A 15,782-nucleotide genomic window follows, 5' to 3' on the forward strand; every position below is an offset into this window, starting at 1 on the left:
CTCCGGACGGCCAAGAATATGTGGCCCCGACAACAGTGTCGGCATCGGGGTTACAGGTATTACAGCGACACGCCAGGCAGGTATGTCGCATCTTCGTATCGCCCGGCCGGGCGCCGTCTCACCAGCGCGGACGCTGGATCTCGTCGACCTTGGGGCGGACATCGACCAGATAGATGAGGGTGGCTGCGATAGCCGCGATCCCCACACCGAAAAATCCGATCGGGCCGAACAAGAAGAGGAACACCGTAGAGGCGGCCAAAATTCCGATCCAGATCGGCTTGGTCAGCTTCCCGGCGGCCGTGAAGGCGTCCTCGCGCTGCCGAATCGCGTGCACCAACGCGTAGGCGGCGAAGCCGATCGCCACGATCTGAATCGCATAGAAGATCACACTGGTCGCCGTAGTCGTCATTTCCTCAGTATAGAAATCGATCGCCCGGGGCGGCGGTGGTCGCGCGCCCCGGGCGATCGATGGCAGATCAGACCTTCTTGGCGGGCGCCTTGCGGGCCGGGGCCTTCTTGGCCGGAGCCGCCGCAGTGGTCTTCTTCGCCGGCGCGGCCTTGGTGACCCGCGCCTTCACGGCGGGAACCTCGTCGGCGGCCTCGTCGACCGCATCCGCGACGTCGTCGGCAACCTCGGTGACCTTCTCGGCGACCTCGTCGGCGGCCTCGGAAACCTTGGAGCCGGCCAGACCGGCCAGCCCGGCGGCGCGCTCGCCGACGGCGCGGGTCTCGGAGGCGACCTTGCCGAGCGCCTGCTCGGTCAGCTCGACAACCTCACCGGCGGCCGCGTTGGCCCGCTCGATCGAACCCTCGATGCTCGGCGAGCGACGGATCCGCTCGACGGTCTCCTCGCCGCGTACGGCGAGCGAGCTGTAGAGATCGGAGGCGACCTTCAGGTAGGCCTCGGCGACCTTCTTGAGCTCCTCCGGGGTGAAGCTCTCGCGCAGCTCGGCGACCTCGGGCAGCTCGGACGGCAGGCCGACGAGGCGCTTGCGCAGGATCTCGACCTCTTCGACGATGCTGTCGACGCGGGCCTTGGCGGTCTCGCGGGCGGTCTCGACCCGATCGTTGACCTCGGTGCCGGTGCTCTCGGCACGAGCGCGGACCTGGGCGACGACATCGGCAACGGCCTGAACCACGGCGTCACCGGCGCCGACGGCGGCGTAGATCGGGGTCTTGACGTTGTCGAAACGAGGGTCGGTCATCGGGAATTCTCCTCTGCTGAAATTTCTTGTGGCGCAACGTGACGGCGCCGCGCCGATGTCTGTGTGTGGCCCGGCTATTCGTCGGTGGACGTCGGCACGACGATCACCTCGGAAGGACCGGGGTCAGGCGAATCGACATCGGACACACTCGATGTCGCGTTCTCCCGACAGAAGGTCTCGTAGATCTCCAGGAGCGTGCGCTTCTGCCGTTCGTTGAGAACGACATCCGCTTCGACCGCATCCCGGACCGGGCTGTGCGGCCGCTCGTCCAGGAAGCCCGCTCGCACGTACAACGCCTCGGAGGACATCCGCAGCCCCTTGGCGATCTGGCTGAGCACCTCCGCGGACGGCTTGCGCAGTCCGCGTTCGATCTGGCTCAGATACGGGTTGCTGACCCCCGTAAGGGTGGCCAACTGACGCAGCGAGACCTGCGCGGACTCCCGCTGCGCCCGAATGAAACTGCCGATATCGCGGGGCGTGGCGGCCACCTTCGCCGCCAGATCGCCGGCCAACTCGACCACACCACCGTCCCCGGGCTCCCCGGCGGCGGAGTCCTGCGACTCGCTTTCGGAGCGTGGCTCGGGCTTCACAACGCCCTCCCGGGATTCGGTCGGATCACCCGCGGTGATCGATTCGGTGTATTACCGACCGTAGCCTCGCCTGCTAGCTATTGCAAGCACATTGCTAGCAATAGCTTGCACCTGTGATCGACGGCACACGTCAGCCGAACATGAGGAACGACAGGGTGTAGATCGCCAGACCGGCGAGGGCGCCGACCACCGTGCCGTTGATGCGGATGAACTGCAGATCGCGACCGACCTGCACCTCGATCTTGCGGCTGGCCTCCGCGGCATCCCATCGCCCGATCGTGTCGGAGATGATCGAGGTGATCTCGTCGGCGTAGTTGGTCGCCGCGAACCGCGCGGCGGCGAGCAGCCAACGATCGAGCTTGTCGCGGACCTCGGGTTCGTCGCGCACCTTCTCACCGATGCGCTGGATGTTGTCGGCGATCTTGCGGCGCAGGGTGGAGTTCGGATCTTCGACCGACTCGGAGATCAGCCGCTTGGCGACCGTCCAGGTGGCCGCGGCGAGCCCGGTGATCTCCTCGCGGCCCATGATCTCGGCCTTGATCTTCTCGGCCTTGGCGATCGTCTCCGGGTCGTTCTGCAGATCGTTGGCGAATTCGACCAGGAACGCGTCGGCGGCCAGCCGCAGCTCGTGGTTCGGGTTGGACCGAACCTTCCAGGTGAAGTCGACCAGTTCGCGGTGGATGCGCTCCCCGAGCAGTTGGTTGACGAACTGCGGCGCCCAACTCGGCGAATCGCGGGTGACGATGCGATCGATCGTGTCCAGGCTGCCGAGGGCCCACTGGTGGGCCCGCTCGGCGAGCATGTCGATCAGCGGGCGATGCCGCCCCTCGTTCAACAGCTCGGTCAGCACCCGGCCGATCGGCGGACCCCACTGCGGGTCGGCGATGCGCTTGACGATCGTGCTGTCGATGACCTGCTGGACGTCCTCGTCGTTGAGCACCTCGAGCGCGCCGCGCAGCACGGTCGCCGACTCCGCGGCCACCCGCTCGGCGCTGCTGGGCTTGGCCATCCACTCGGCGAGCCGAATGGGGATCCGCGCCGAGCGCACCTTGTCGGTGACGACCTCGGGCGACAGGAAGTTCGTGCCGACGAAGGAGCTCAGCGCGGTACCGAGCTGGTCCTTCTTGCGCACGATGATCGCGGTATGCGGGATCGGGATACCCATCGGATATCGGAACAACGCGGTGACCGCGAACCAGTCGGCGAGCGCGCCGATCATGCCGGCCTCCGCCGCGGCGCGCACGAAGCTGACCCAACGCGGGGCGTCGAGCGACTCCTGCCAGCGGCAGACGAAGTACACGATGGTGACGAAGACCAGCAACCCGGTGGCGAACGCTTTCATCCGCCGCAGATCGCGGATCTTCGCCCCTTCGTCGAACGTGAGCAATTCCACGCTGGCCATTGTGCCCGCGTGTTGCGCTGCGTGGTTCGGGGTATTCACCCATATCCCGCGACGCGAGCGCTGCCGGCTGCGCCACAGTCGCCCCGTAAGGGCCTCATCAGCCCGTATCCTTGAGCGGACGACGAGACCTGGAACCGATTCGGCACAAAACGTGGCCCACGCAACGCTCACCCGAGCGGGCGGCGGCACCGCGGATCGGTGGGTACAAGGAGGGCTGAACTCGATGGCTGCCGATGCGATGGCCACTCCCGGCAAGGGAGGGTCCGGAAGTCGCACCACGAGCACCGGCCGCACGATCAGTCGCGTCCGCTCCGGAGCGGACGCCGGCGACGGCCGCAAGCGGCGCTGGCGCGAGCACAAGCTCGCCCGCCGCGAAGAGTTGGTCGCCTCGGCCACCAATGCGATCCGCGTACGCGGTCCGAACGCCGGTATGGACGAGATCGCCCAGGAGATCGGGATCTCCAAGACCGTGCTCTATCGGTACTTCACCGACAAGGCCGACCTGGTGACCGCGGTGCTGGACCTGTACGTCAGCGAGACGCTGGCCCCGCGGCTGATGGCCTCCATCCAGGAGGACTCCGACGAGTACAACCTGATCCGCACCACGATCGGCGCCTACGTCGACGCGGTCGCGGCCGATCCGAATCTGTACCTCTTCTTCGTCTCCCAGAACTCCGGCAATACCGCGATCAGCGAGTCCGAGCAGGCGATCGCCGAGTTGGTCGTCGTCGTGGTCGGCGAGCGACTGCGCGCCCTGGCGATGGATTCCGGCGGCGCCTACGTATGGGGTTACGGGCTGGTCGGCAGCGTGCGACTCGCGGTGCACTGGTGGATCACCCACCAGTCGATGTCGAAGGAAGCGCTCGTCGACTACCTGGTGATGATGATCTGGGGTGGCGTCGCGGGCGTCGCCGCCTCCGGTGCGTCACCGGCGGTGTTCAACCAGTTCCCGCATCCGTTGCAGCCGATGCCTCCCGCCGAGGCTGCCCGGGTCCAGGCCGAGGCGGCCCCCGACCCCGAGTAGCGGCATCACCTGCCGATAGCGGGGCCGACTAGCCTCGGTCGCTATGCGGGTGAGCGACCCCACTGTCGGGGCACGTCTGGTGGCGGCGATCGCGCTGTTGACGCTCGCCGCGATCGGGACGGTGGCGGTCGGCTTCGCCGGTCGCGTCGAGATGCGGGCGGCCGATGCACCGGCCGAGGTGTTCAGCGTCGACCGGGCGCGGTCCGCGGTCGAGCCGATCGTCGACGAACCCCGGGTCCCCGGTACACCCGAACACGCCGCCGCCCGCGACTATCTGGTGCGGCACCTGTCCGAACTCGGCTGGCGTACCGAGGTTTCCGAGGGCGTCGGCAGCGTCGAGGCGACCGGGGACGCGATCGAACGGCTCGGGCGGGTCGACAACATCGTCGCGACGTTGCCGGGTACCGATCCGACCGGATCCGTGCTGATCGCCGCGCATTACGACACGGTGCCCGGCTCGCCCGGAGCCGCGGACGACGGGATCGGCATCGCCACCGCCCTCGAGGTGGCCCGCGCGCTCGATGCGACCGGGCCGCACCGCAATACCGTCACCGTGCTGCTCACCGACGGCGAGGAGTCCGGGCTCCTGGGCGCCGAGGCGTTCGGCCGGGCGCTGACGCCATCCGCGTCCGAGGCACCGATGGTGGTCATCAACAACGAGGCTCGCGGCAGCAGCGGGCTGCCGGCGATCTTCCGCACGAGCACCCCGAATGCCGAGCTGGTGCGCATCGTCTCCGGAATCCGTGGTGCCGCTTTGGATACCGGGGCGCAGGCGGCTTTCGAGTTGATGCCGAACGATACCGACTTCACCCGGTTCGAGGAGGCGGGGCTGGCGGGCCTCGACACGGCGATCACCGGCTCGTCGGCGAACTATCACAGCGTCACCGATACCGCCGATCGCCTGTCGTCGGAGTCGCTGCAGCGGATGGGCGACGTAACGTTGGCCGCGGCAGGGGAATTGGCGGCGACCGATCTGGCGTCGGTCAACTCGGACGGGTCGGCGGTGGCGGCGGCGGTGCTCGACCGGACCGTCCACGCGCCGCGCTGGGTCGAATGGCTGGTGGTGGCGGCAACTCTGGTCGGTGCCGCCGCGGTGGTGATCGTGCGCCGCCGGGCGGGCGACCGGTGGGCGGCGTTGTCGGTGGCCGCGGTCGCCGGGGTGGCGATCATCCCGATCGGGGCGGCGGCCGCGGTGGTGCCGTGGTGGGTGACGGCGATACTGAACCCGACGATGGTGTCGAGCGTGGTCGGCGATCCGTATCGGCCGGGGGCATTGCAGATCGCCGGGATGGTCACCGCGGTGGCGGCGGCAATGGTGGTCGCCGGGGTGTTGCGGCTACGGCTGTCCCGGTCGGAGGTCGGGATCGGATCCCTGCTGGGAGCGGTCCTGCTGGTGGTGGTCGCGGCCCTGTTGCCGGGGTACGCGCTGGTCCTCGGCGCGGCGGTGCTGCCTGCGGTGGCCGGCGCGCTGGTGGTCGGCCGGGTCCGTCCGACGATCGGCGTACCGGTGGTGGCGGTCGCGGCGGCTCCGGCGGTGGCGATCCTGGTGCCGTTCGCGGTGGCGATGTTCGATATCGGTCTGGAGATCGGTGGGGCGGCGGCCGGTCTGGTGGCGATCGTGCTGTTCGGCTGTCTGCACCCGATCATCGATGTTCTGATGACGCGGCGCACGCCCCGGCTGCGCGACGTCGTTCCGGTCGTGGCGGTGGGTCTGGTGGGTGTGGTCGCCCTGTCGGTGACGGCGGTGATCGCCAATGCCTCGTCGGTGCGGCAGCCGATGCAGGAGAGCATCGTCTACGCGGTCGACCAGGACACCCGGTCGGCGCAGTTCGTGGGCGGTACCGACCCCAAATCCGCGTGGGCGCAGCAGTTGATGCCGGATCGCGGTGCGGTGGAACTTCCCGGCCGGGACAGCCAGACCCTGCCGTACGGGTCGGCTCCGGTGGTGGACCTGGCGGCGCCCGAGCTGACGGTGTTGTCCGACCGTCGGGAGGGCGATCGGCGCACCCTCGAGGTGCGGCTGAGCTCCGGGCGCGCGGCGTCGGAGCTCTATCTGCGGACCGTCGGCGACGTGACGGTCGCCGGCCCGGTGGTGGTCGCGGGACGCGAGGTGTCGACCGCCGACGAGGCGGATCGAGCCGGGCTGTCGGTGCGCTTCATCGGCGAGCCGACGGTGACGGTGCGCTTCACCGTGGTGGGGGCGGGCGACACCGTCGAGTTGCGGGTCGCGGACAGCACCCCGGACGTCTCGGCGATCCCCCAGTTGGTGGCGCCGGAGGATGTGGTGGTCAATGCCCCGTCGACGTTCGTCTCCCGTTCGGTGACGATCTAGCGGTCGCCCGCGCACCAGGCGAGCAGGTCGTCGGCGGGCAGCGTGTTGATCACGCGGTCGGCGGTGACCCCGTGGCGTTCGGCGCGTTCGCAGCCGTAGCCCTGCCAGTCGAGTTGTCCCGGGGCGTGGGCGTCGGTGTCGATGGAGAACATGCAGCCGGCGGCGAGGGCCTGCTCGAGCAGCGGTCCCGGTGGGTCGCGGCGTTCGGGCCGGGAGTTGATCTCGACGGCGGTGCCGGCCTCGGCGCAGGCGGCGAATGCCGCGTCGGCGTCGAAGACCGACGGCGGGCGAGTGCCGCGGTCTCCTTCGACGAGCCGGCCGGTGCAGTGGCCGAGAACGCTGACCGTGGGGTGGCGTACCGCGGCAAGCATGCGCCGGGTCATCGTGTCGCGGTCGTCGCGCAAACTCGAGTGCACGGAGGCGACGACGATGTCGAGGCGGTCGAGCAGTTCGTCGGTCTGGTCGAGCGAGCCGTCGGCGAGGATGTCCACCTCGATGCCGGTCAGGATCCGCAGCGGCGCAACCTGTTCGCGCAGTTCGTCGATCACGTCGAGCTGCCGGCGCAGCCGGTCGGCGTCGAGCCCGTTGGCGACGGTCAGCCGCGGCGAATGGTCGGTCAGCGCGCAGTATTCGTGGCCGAGGCGCCGGGCGGTGAGCATCATCTCCTCGATCGGCGAGCCGCCGTCCGACCAGTTCGAGTGGGTGTGCAGATCGCCGCGCAGCGCGGCGCGCAGGCCGTCCACCGATCCGATCGGTGCGGCCGCCTCCCGCAGCTCGAGTAGGTAGTCGGGGACCGCTCCCCCGGCCGCCTGCCGGGCGACCGCCGCGGTCTTCGGCCCGACCCCCTTGAGGGACTGCCAGTCGTCGGTGGCGGCGATCCGTTGGCGTTGCGCGTCGGGCAGCGCACCGATGATGTCGGCTGCCTTCCGGTACGCCTGCACCCGACGGGTCGGGTTGCGCGAGCGCTCCAGCCAGAACGCCACCTCGCGCAGGGCGACCACCGGGTCGAGGGATTCGGTACTCACCCCTACATGCCTACCCGCTCCCGGTCGATCCCAGGCCCTCGGGACTCGAGTCGATGACGATCTTTCCTTGAATCTCACGGGATGCGTACAGCGCCCAGGCCGCGGCGGTGTCTTCGAGGCGAAAGGTCCGTCCGACGAACGGGGCGATGCGGCCTGCGTCGATGTCGTCATGCAGATCGTCGAGTGGACCGGGTCGAGATGCCAATGCGTTTACGAAGCGGGCATGCACCCCGACTTCCGCGGCTAGATCCGCAGGCGGCGGAGCATTGAGCGTGAGCAGATGGCCACCCCGTCGAATACGCCGCAGGGCAAGGGCATCGAGCTGCGGCCCCAGCGCGTTGACGATCGCATCCACGCCCTCGGGCACCGCGTCGACGGAATCGAATGCTCCCGCGCCCCCGAGGGCCTTCAACCGGTCCAGCGACCGAGCGCTCGCCACTGCGATCACGTCGATATCGCGCAGATGCGCGAGTTGCACGAGCGCATTTCCGACCGCACCCCCTGCGCCGAGTACGGCGAGCGTCCGACCGGCCCGCAGGTCTGCCGGCTGCAGGACCAGTGCCGCGGTCTGTACCGCCAGCGCCAAGGAGGCCGCCTCGCCGTGGCTGACACCGTCGGGTTTGCGGGACACCGCGCCGGCGTCCGCGACGGTCAACTCGGCATGTGAACCGCCAGGTCCGCCGAAACTGTAGACCTGATCCCCCACGTTCCAGCGGGTCACGTCGGGGCCCGTGGCCGCGACGACTCCCGAGAAATCCGAACCGGGAACGTAGGGGAAGTCCGGATCGGGGAAGACGCCGCGCAGCGCTCCGCCGGCCCGTTTGAGCACGCCGGGGTTGACCGAGGACGCATGGACTCTGATCAGAATCTGTCCGGCCTCGGCCTGCGGTGCCGGATAGTCCTCGTCGAAGCGAAGGGCTTCCGGGCCGCCGTATCCGTCCATCACGATCGCGCGCATCGAGGCATACCTTTCAATAGTGGGATAGGAAGTTACTGCCTTGGCAAGTAGTATAGTAGCTGTCATGGCCGAGCCGATGCACGAACAACCCCTCGCGGAGGTCTTCGACGACCTCGTGCGGTGCCAACTCCGTCTCTACAACGCTCTCGACGAGGCGCTGCGCTCACAGCACGGGATCGTGGTCAGCCAACTGCTTCTCCTGCGCTATCTCCGCGAGCACAGCAACGTTCGAGCCATCGACCTCGCCGAGCATTTCGCGATCGGCATCGGTTCGACCAGCAAGGCGGTGGAGCGCCACGTCACCATGGGATGGATTGCGCGAGTGGCACATCCGAGCGACCGCAGATCGTCGTTCCTCGAACTCACCGATTCGGGTCGCCTGCTCGTCGACGATGCGGAGGGGACCTTCGACCGCACCTTCTCGGAGCTGCTGGCCGCGCATGCCGATCCCGACTTCCTGGCCACGACCGCCTCGTCACTGCATCTGCTGCGGAGCAGCCTCGAGCAACACGCGGTCGGCCGACCGGTCGGCTGAATACCCCACTACACCAGAACATCTCATACCTTTGGAGAACAACGTGCATTACGCCCTCAATGTCGGACTCGACCCCACGGCCGTCGCTGACCCCAACAATCCGAGCGCAGCCTTTCCCACTGTGACCCCACAGGAGGTGCAGGCCGGACTCGATAAAGCCGCCGATGATCTCGCCACACTCGGTCTAACGCTCGAGAATTGTCTCCTCGACCGCGGGCCCGACGCCGCCGAAGCCTTCCGTCGGACCGTCCTGGAGCGGCACTACGACATCATCATCGTGGGCGGAGGTATCCGGCTGGAACCGTCGATGACCCCGCTGTTCGAGAAGATCGTCAACATCGCACGGGAGGTCACCCCCGACTCGATCCTCTGCTTCAACACCGGACCGGCAACCCACCTCGAGACCGTCAAGCGCTGGTGGCCCGTCGGCGCCTGACGCGCCGCGCCCTACCCGGTCGACTCCAGGCAGCGCGGCGGAGGTGGTGCCGTACTTCGGTAGACGCGCCCCGTCGGGGTGATCGTTTCGACGGTGTGGCGTCCTGTTCGGTCGTCGACCACACGCGTGGACCACCCGACCACCTGCTTCGCGTGATTGCACCCCTCACACAACCCCTGCCCATGTGTCGCGGTGGTCGCCCCACCGTCGGCAACCGGGGTGATGTGATCGATATGTCGCACCGGCGCATCGCAATACGGCATCCGGCATGTGTGGTCCCGGGTGCGGATCAGCCGCGCCACCCCGGGTGGGAAGCACCGGGATCGCGATTCCATCGCCACGATTCCGGTCGGGTTGGCGTACACCCGCCGCAGCGTCAGCAACCCTTCCCCATCGGCGGCAAGGACCAGCTCGCGCGCGAGGTCCGCGGGGATCGGCCCGAACTCCCCACACTGAGCGGGTTCATCACCGCCCGCCAGCAGGGTGGCATCGGATACCACCAGGTTGACGGCGATCGGAACCACCGGCGCCTTCGCGGCGGGAACGTTCACACAGCGGGCGCCGGGACCGGCGGGGACGACGCCGTGGATCACCCGGTCGAGCAGGGTGTCGACCATGACCGCTCCACGCGACCGCTTGTCACCGGACGCAGCCGCGGTGGCCGCCGCCCGGACCAGGGTCGCGTACGCGGCGACCCCCTCGACCAGGGGAACCGTCGCCGACAGCCGAACCATTCCACCCGGCAACGGCCGCAACGACACCCGCCGATCCTTCACCGCCTGTTCGCGCGCCCGCACGAAGACCTCCCGATCGGCCTCGTATGCCCGGGCACGAACCTCCTTCTCCAAACATCGCACCGATACTGTTTCGAGCCGATCGATCTCCGCCCCGATCCGCGCGTCGATCTTCCCGCGGTCCTCCCGCGACACCGTCGCCGTCTCCCGAACGATGACCGTCGCCCGCCACTCGTCGATCCGCCCGGTCCGAAGCGCGGCGAGCGTATGCGGCATCTCGGTGGTCAGCACCATCGCCAACCCGACCCGACGAGCCCCGCGATGCGGCGACTCGCGACGCGCCATCCCGACCTGCACCGCGATGCTCCGCTCGACCCGCTCCGCCTTCTCCGGAAGACGACAGGTCTGACGCTGAGAACGACTGAAGGCTGCGGTCACGACGGCCTTGAATCCGTCGGCAGCGCTGGTCAATCGTTCCAGCTGCGTCAACATGCGGACGCGGGCGGCGTCGTCTCCGGGCCCGGTCGATCGCGTCAGCGCGTCGATCCAGGAGTCGAGCTCTTCGGGAGTCGCCTCCCCCATATTCACAGGATGATCCGATGGGAACATGTGTTCGATTATATAGAGACCCTCCGACACGAACCAGACCGGAATCCCATCTGTGGATAACTCGATCACCTTGCCGAAACGAGTAACTCTCCTGCCGATCGGCACCTGTGGCCACGGCCGCCGGATTCGTAGTTTCGACCTCGTGGATATCGCGGCATACCGGCCGCGACGGATCGAGAGGAACCATCGATGAGCACGACGACCACCACTCCGCAGACCTACCGCGACCAGCGGGCCTGGCGCGACCTGCAGACCTTCCTGCCGGAACGGTTGCGCCTCGACGACGCCGCCGCCCCCGAGGAGGAGTTCTGGGACTGGCGCGGCAACGCCGTCCACCTGGACCGGTACCGCAACGCGCAGGCGCCCGCGAAGGTGGTGCTGCACCACGGCGTCGGGACCAATGGCCGGCAGATGTCGCTGATTCTCGGCGCACCCCTCGCCGCACGGGGTTTCGAGACGGTGGCCCTGGACAACCTCGGCTACGGCATGACCCGCGTCGCTCCCGGAACCACCCCGAGTTACGACGACTGGGTCGACCTGGTGGTCGACTTCCTCGCCTACGAACAGTCCCGCGACGACCGCCCGATCGTGCTCTACGGCCTCAGCGCCGGCGGCATGCTGACCTACCACGTCGCGGCGAAGGCGCCGCGGGGCACGCTGCGCGGCATCGTCGGCATGACCTTCCTCGACCAACGCAACCAACAGGTCCGCGACGAGACCGCGCACGACATCGTCACCTCCCGCGTGGGCATGCCCCTGTTGAACATGGTCGACCGAACCCCGGCGGCAAGGCTGCGGTATCCGATGACCCTCGCGTCGAAAATGTCTGCGCTGGTGAATGATCCGGACGCTCTGAAGGTGATGACCGACGATGCCACCTCCGCCGGGAATTGGGTGTCGATCCGGTTCCTGAGCAGCTACGGCGCCTACGTCCCCGCCGTGGAGCCGGAGGACTTCGACGCCTGCCCGGTGCTGTTGACGCAGCCGGCACAGGACCGCTGGTCGCCGCTGCACCTGAGCACCCCGGTGCTCTCGCGGATCACCCGGGTGCCGGTCGAGACGGCGCTGCTGGACAACGCCGGGCACTACCCGATCGAGGATCCCGGCCTCGCGCAGATGGTCGACGCGATCGCCGACTTCGCCGGCCGGGTCACCGCATCCTGACGGCGGGAGTTCGCCGAGGTCGGGCACGGTCGTGCGCGGGATGGCTAGGATGACGGCTGCACAGGCCGGGCCGATCCTCGGGGGTGTCGTGGTTCATTGGAGTACTCCGCGATCGGCCATGGGCGCCCTGTTGATGCTGGGACTGGGCCGCGACCACGGCCTGACCACCGAGCAGTGCCTGGCCGGCACCGGCCTGGCCGAGCGACAGCTGGCCGATCCGGACGCGGCGCTGGGCGTCACCGACGAATTGGCCGTTATCGCCAATGTGGTTCGCGAATTGGGTGATCCACCGGGGCTCGGACTGGAGGCCGGCGAACTATTCCGGTCGACGTCCTACGGGCTGTGGGGGTTCGCGCTGATCAGCAGTCCGACGTTGCGGTCGACGATCCGGGTCGGCTTCCAGTTCGGCGAGCTGAGCTTCTCGCTCAGCGAGACCTCGGTGCACGACGCGGATGGCGAGTTGCGTCTTCTACTCGAACCGCTGGGCATCCCGCCGGACCTGCGACGCTTCACCGTCGAACGGGACGCCGCGGCGATCCAGACGCTGCACCGCGACCTGCTCGCGGCCCCCCGGGCGCTCCGGCGCGTCGAGTTCACACGGCCCGCGCCGCCGGCGGACGTCCTACCGCGTTACGCGTCGCTGTTCGGGGTGCCGCCGATCTTCGACGCCGACGCCACCATGCTGGTCTTCGACGCAGCGGAGGTCGACGTGCCGCTCCCGCAGGCGAATGGGCAGACCGCCGCCGTCGTGCTCGGACACTGCCGCGACCTGCTCGACGAGCGGCGCGCGCGCAGCGGGATGTCGAGGCTGGTGCGCGATCTGCTGATCGAACGCCTGCCCGCTCCGCCGGATGCCGCCGACCTCGCCCGGGAACTGCACATCGGCGAACGCACCCTGCGGCTGAAGCTGGCCGACGAGGGGACCTCGTATCGGGCTCTGCTGGACGAGGTCCGGGAGCATCTGGCCGAGGAGTTGCTCGTCAGTCAACGCCTTCCGGTCGCCGAGATCGCGCACCGCCTCGGATACGTCGAGGTGTCGAGCTTCTCCCAGGCGTTCCGGCGATGGAAGGGAATGGGGCCGCGGGCCTTTCGGGACCTCGACCGCCGTGTCGACCACAAACGCCCGCCCGCGTCGACCCGGGGGCTGTCCGGGATCGAGCGTGGGCGGGCGTTGTGATGCCGACCGATTCGATTATGTGGTGACGATTCGGCCGTTCTCGTAGGTGTAGAAACCGGCACCGGTCTTCTTGCCGAGCAGTCCGGCCTCCACCATGCGCAGCAGCAGCGGCGGCGGCGCGTAGAGCGGTTCCTTGTATTCGTCGTACATCGCATCGGCGATGAATTTCACGGTGTCCAGACCGATCAGGTCGGAGAGCACCAAGGGGCCCATCGGGTGTGCGAGCCCCAGTTGAATCGCCTTGTCGATGTCCTCCCGCTTCGCGGAACCGGATTCGAGCATCCGGATCGCGGAGAGCAGGTAGGGCACCAACAACGCGTTGACGACGAATCCGGACCGATCCGACGCACGGACAACCTGCTTGCCCAGGACCTCCGAGGCGAACGTCTCCGCTCGCTCGGCGGCCGCCGGGTTCGTGCGCAGCGTGGTGACCAGCTCGACCAGCGGCAGCACCGGCACCGGGTTGAAGAAGTGGAGTCCCACCACCCGTTCCGGCTTGCTGGTGGCCCGGCTGATCCGGGTGATCGACAGCGACGACGTGTTGGATGCGAGCACCGCGTTCGGATCGGCGACGACCTTGTCCAGCGCGGAGAAGATCTCCGCCTTGACGCCTTCGTCCTCGACCACGGCCTCGATCACCAGTTGGCGATCGGCGAAGTCTCCCAGATCCGTGGTCGAGCGCACCTTGCTCAGCGCCTGATCGCGCTCGCGCTCGGTGATCTTGCCGCTCGACACCCCGCGATCGAGCGACTTACGAATCCTGGCCAGACCCGCCTCGGCGAGCTCGGCGGTGTTTTCGAACACGAGCACATCCACCTGGGCACGGGCGCAGACCTCTGCGATTCCCGAGCCCATCTGGCCCGCGCCGACGACACCGACCCGCTCGATCCGGTCATCCGTCACGTCGACTTCTCCTCCTCGATCATCCACCGATCGCTGATGCGACTCAGTGGAACTGGCCCTCTTCGGTGGAGCCCTTGAGCGCCGCCGTCGAGGTGTTCGGGTCGACGGTGGTGGCGATCGCGTCGAAGTAGCCGGCGCCGACCTCGCGCTGGTGCTTGATCGCGGTGAAGCCACGCTCTTCGGCGGCCTTGAACTCGCGCTCCTGCAGGTCGACGAAGGCGGTCATGCCCTCGCGGGCGTAGCCGTGCGCCAGGTCGAACATGCCGTAGTTGAGCGAGTGGAAGCCGGCCAGCGTGATGAACTGGAACTTGAAGCCCATCGCGCCGAGCTCCTTCTGGAACTTGGCAATGGTCGCATCGTCGAGATGCGCCTTCCAGTTGAACGACGGCGAGCAGTTGTAGGCGAGCAGCTGGTCCGGGAACTCGCTGCGCACGGACTCGGCGAACTTCTTGGCGACCTCGAGGTCCGGCACGCCGGTCTCCATCCAGATCAGGTCCGAGTACGGGGCGTAGGCCTTCGCGCGGGCGATGCAGGGCTCGATGCCGTTCTTGACCCCGAAGAAGCCCTCCGCGGTGCGAGTGCCGTCGAGGAACTCGGTGTCGCGCTCGTCGACATCGGAGGTGATCAGCGTCGCGGCCTCGGCGTCGGTACGCGCGATGACCACGGTCGGCACACCGGCGACGTCGGCCGCGAGGCGAGCCGAGGTCAGGGTGCGGATGTGCTGCTGGGTCGGGATGAGGACCTTGCCGCCGAGGTGGCCGCACTTCTTCTCCGACGCGAGCTGGTCCTCCCAGTGGGAACCGGCGACACCGGCGGCGATCATCGCCTTCTGCAGCTCGTACACGTTCAGCGCGCCACCGAAGCCGGCTTCGCCGTCGGCGACGATCGGGGCCAGCCAGTTCTTGACGCTGGTGTCACCCTCGACCTTGGCGATCTCGTCGGCGCGCAGCAGCGCGTTGTTGATCCGACGCACGACCTGCGGCACCGAGTTGGCCGGGTACAGCGACTGGTCCGGGTAGGTGTGGCCGGAGAGGTTCGCGTCACCGGCGACCTGCCAACCCGACAGGTAGATGGCCTTGAGGCCCGCGCGGACCTGCTGCACAGCCTGGTTGCCGGTCAGCGCGCCGAGGGAGTTGATGTAGTCCTCGTTGTTGACCAGGTCCCACAGGATCTCCGAACCGCGGCGAGCGAGAGTGGCTTCCTCGACAACCGTGCCCTGGAGCTTCTCGACCTGCTCGGCGGTGTAGTTGCGGGTGATGCCCTTCCAGCGCGGGTTCGTATCCCAATCGTTCTGAATCTCCGCCGCGGTCCTGGGGGCTCCGGTCGTCGACATCGACAGTCTCCGTCTCTGTGGGTATCGGTAGTGCGGGAAAAACCTTCGCATGATTGTCAGAAATCCTGCGACGCACTTCGAGAATGGCACAGCCTCAAAACCGCGTCTACCTCGGGTTTTTGTGAACGCGCGCTACATGCGCACCCAGAGTTGCCAAGGTTGCGAAGATTCCGATCCCGCCGCGATCCATCTCCGCAGGTAGCGCCGGTTATCCAGTACGGGCGTTATGTTTGCGCCGCCGGGGGTCCACGCACCTCCCGGGAAGCAGCCGGCCGCGAAAGTGAGACGCAGATCACTTACCGGCGAGTTCGGAAGTCGGGGAATCGCACGTCGGGGGCCGTATCCGGGCCCCGGG

At 68.1% G+C, this 15,782-nt stretch carries 15 protein-coding genes; 6 read left to right on the forward strand and 9 right to left on the reverse strand.

All coding sequences use genetic code 11. The features are described from left to right. Positions 1-118: 118 nt before the first annotated feature. The 4 genes from MB1_RS19990 to MB1_RS20005 all read right to left on the reverse strand — a co-directional run bounded on the left by MB1_RS19990 (position 119) and on the right by MB1_RS20005 (position 3,197). Positions 119-409 (reverse strand): DUF2516 family protein, encoded by a 291-nt coding sequence (locus tag MB1_RS19990; protein ID WP_066911603.1) that lies wholly within the window; start codon positions 407-409, stop codon positions 119-121. Between the two features lie 67 nt (positions 410-476). After that, positions 477-1,205, reverse strand: a complete 729-nt coding sequence (locus tag MB1_RS19995; RefSeq protein WP_066911606.1) for a heparin-binding hemagglutinin — start codon at positions 1,203-1,205, stop codon at positions 477-479. A gap of 74 nt (positions 1,206-1,279) precedes the next feature. Next, positions 1,280-1,726 carry a helix-turn-helix domain-containing protein gene (locus MB1_RS20000; protein ID WP_174531985.1) on the reverse strand — a complete coding sequence of 149 codons (447 nt, stop codon included), beginning with the start codon at positions 1,724-1,726 and terminating at the stop codon, positions 1,280-1,282. A 199-nt stretch (positions 1,727-1,925) separates the two neighbouring features. After that, positions 1,926-3,197, reverse strand: a complete 1,272-nt coding sequence (locus MB1_RS20005; protein ID WP_066911609.1) for a DUF445 domain-containing protein — start codon at positions 3,195-3,197, stop codon at positions 1,926-1,928. 223 nt (positions 3,198-3,420) lie between these two features. Between MB1_RS20005 and MB1_RS20010 the strand changes: the two genes are divergently transcribed. After that, the gene (locus tag MB1_RS20010; RefSeq protein ID WP_245650278.1) at positions 3,421-4,221 is read left to right on the forward strand and encodes a TetR/AcrR family transcriptional regulator; all 801 of its coding nucleotides are present in this window, start codon (positions 3,421-3,423) and stop codon (positions 4,219-4,221) included. A gap of 49 nt (positions 4,222-4,270) precedes the next feature. Then, positions 4,271-6,553, forward strand: coding sequence for a M20/M25/M40 family metallo-hydrolase (locus tag MB1_RS20015; protein ID WP_169801708.1), 2,283 nt, complete (start codon positions 4,271-4,273; stop codon positions 6,551-6,553). Here MB1_RS20015 and MB1_RS20020 read toward each other — a convergent pair. Then, entirely contained in the window at positions 6,550-7,578 is a 1,029-nt protein-coding gene (locus MB1_RS20020) for a PHP domain-containing protein (protein ID WP_066911615.1), read from the reverse strand. The two genes, MB1_RS20015 and MB1_RS20020, sit on opposite strands and share 4 nt — an antisense overlap. Before the next feature lie 10 nt (positions 7,579-7,588). Further along, positions 7,589-8,536, reverse strand: a complete 948-nt coding sequence (locus MB1_RS20025; RefSeq protein WP_066911618.1) for an NADP-dependent oxidoreductase — start codon at positions 8,534-8,536, stop codon at positions 7,589-7,591. Between the two features lie 64 nt (positions 8,537-8,600). Between MB1_RS20025 and MB1_RS20030 the strand changes: the two genes are divergently transcribed. Beyond that, complete coding sequence (locus MB1_RS20030) at positions 8,601-9,071, forward strand: MarR family winged helix-turn-helix transcriptional regulator (protein ID WP_066911624.1); 471 nt, start codon at positions 8,601-8,603, stop codon at positions 9,069-9,071. A 121-nt stretch (positions 9,072-9,192) separates the two neighbouring features. Then, on the forward strand, positions 9,193-9,507 hold the full coding sequence (locus MB1_RS20035) for a hypothetical protein (RefSeq protein ID WP_157084187.1): 315 nt from the start codon (positions 9,193-9,195) through the stop codon (positions 9,505-9,507). An 11-nt stretch (positions 9,508-9,518) separates the two neighbouring features. On the opposite strand, the gene MB1_RS20040 is transcribed toward MB1_RS20035, so the two are convergent. Continuing rightward, the gene (locus MB1_RS20040) at positions 9,519-10,823 is read right to left on the reverse strand and encodes an HNH endonuclease (protein ID WP_066911630.1); all 1,305 of its coding nucleotides are present in this window, start codon (positions 10,821-10,823) and stop codon (positions 9,519-9,521) included. Positions 10,824-11,039: 216 nt separating this feature from the next. Here MB1_RS20040 and MB1_RS20045 point away from each other — a divergent pair, with 216 nt between their 5' ends. Next, entirely contained in the window at positions 11,040-12,014 is a 975-nt protein-coding gene (locus MB1_RS20045; RefSeq protein WP_066911633.1) for an alpha/beta hydrolase, read from the forward strand. Positions 12,015-12,063: 49 nt separating this feature from the next. Next, positions 12,064-13,191, forward strand: coding sequence for an AraC family transcriptional regulator (locus MB1_RS20050; protein ID WP_245650279.1), 1,128 nt, complete (start codon positions 12,064-12,066; stop codon positions 13,189-13,191). A 15-nt stretch (positions 13,192-13,206) separates the two neighbouring features. Here the strand turns inward: MB1_RS20050 and MB1_RS20055 are convergent, their stop codons facing one another. Further along, positions 13,207-14,094 carry a 3-hydroxybutyryl-CoA dehydrogenase gene (locus MB1_RS20055; RefSeq protein WP_066911636.1) on the reverse strand — a complete coding sequence of 296 codons (888 nt, stop codon included), beginning with the start codon at positions 14,092-14,094 and terminating at the stop codon, positions 13,207-13,209. Between the two features lie 43 nt (positions 14,095-14,137). Then, entirely contained in the window at positions 14,138-15,427 is a 1,290-nt protein-coding gene (aceA, locus tag MB1_RS20060; RefSeq protein WP_066911639.1) for an isocitrate lyase, read from the reverse strand. Positions 15,428-15,782 lie beyond the last annotated feature (355 nt).

Origin of the sequence: Millisia brevis NBRC 105863 (assembly GCF_001552615.1) — a bacterium.
Taxonomy (GTDB): Bacteria; Actinomycetota; Actinomycetes; order Mycobacteriales; family Mycobacteriaceae; genus Millisia; species Millisia brevis.

Coding starts and splice junctions, on each gene's coding strand:
- MB1_RS19990 (WP_066911603.1), bottom strand. CDS start 409: ATGACGACTACGGCGACCAGTGTGATCTTCTATGCGATTCAGATCGTG.
- MB1_RS19995 (WP_066911606.1), bottom strand. CDS start 1,205: ATGACCGACCCTCGTTTCGACAACGTCAAGACCCCGATCTACGCCGCC.
- MB1_RS20005 (WP_066911609.1), bottom strand. CDS start 3,197: ATGGCCAGCGTGGAATTGCTCACGTTCGACGAAGGGGCGAAGATCCGC.
- MB1_RS20010 (WP_245650278.1), top strand. CDS start 3,421: ATGGCTGCCGATGCGATGGCCACTCCCGGCAAGGGAGGGTCCGGAAGT.
- MB1_RS20025 (WP_066911618.1), bottom strand. CDS start 8,536: ATGCGCGCGATCGTGATGGACGGATACGGCGGCCCGGAAGCCCTTCGC.
- MB1_RS20030 (WP_066911624.1), top strand. CDS start 8,601: ATGGCCGAGCCGATGCACGAACAACCCCTCGCGGAGGTCTTCGACGAC.
- MB1_RS20040 (WP_066911630.1), bottom strand. CDS start 10,823: ATGGGGGAGGCGACTCCCGAAGAGCTCGACTCCTGGATCGACGCGCTG.
- MB1_RS20045 (WP_066911633.1), top strand. CDS start 11,040: ATGAGCACGACGACCACCACTCCGCAGACCTACCGCGACCAGCGGGCC.
- MB1_RS20050 (WP_245650279.1), top strand. CDS start 12,064: ATGACGGCTGCACAGGCCGGGCCGATCCTCGGGGGTGTCGTGGTTCAT.
- aceA (WP_066911639.1), bottom strand. CDS start 15,427: ATGTCGACGACCGGAGCCCCCAGGACCGCGGCGGAGATTCAGAACGAT.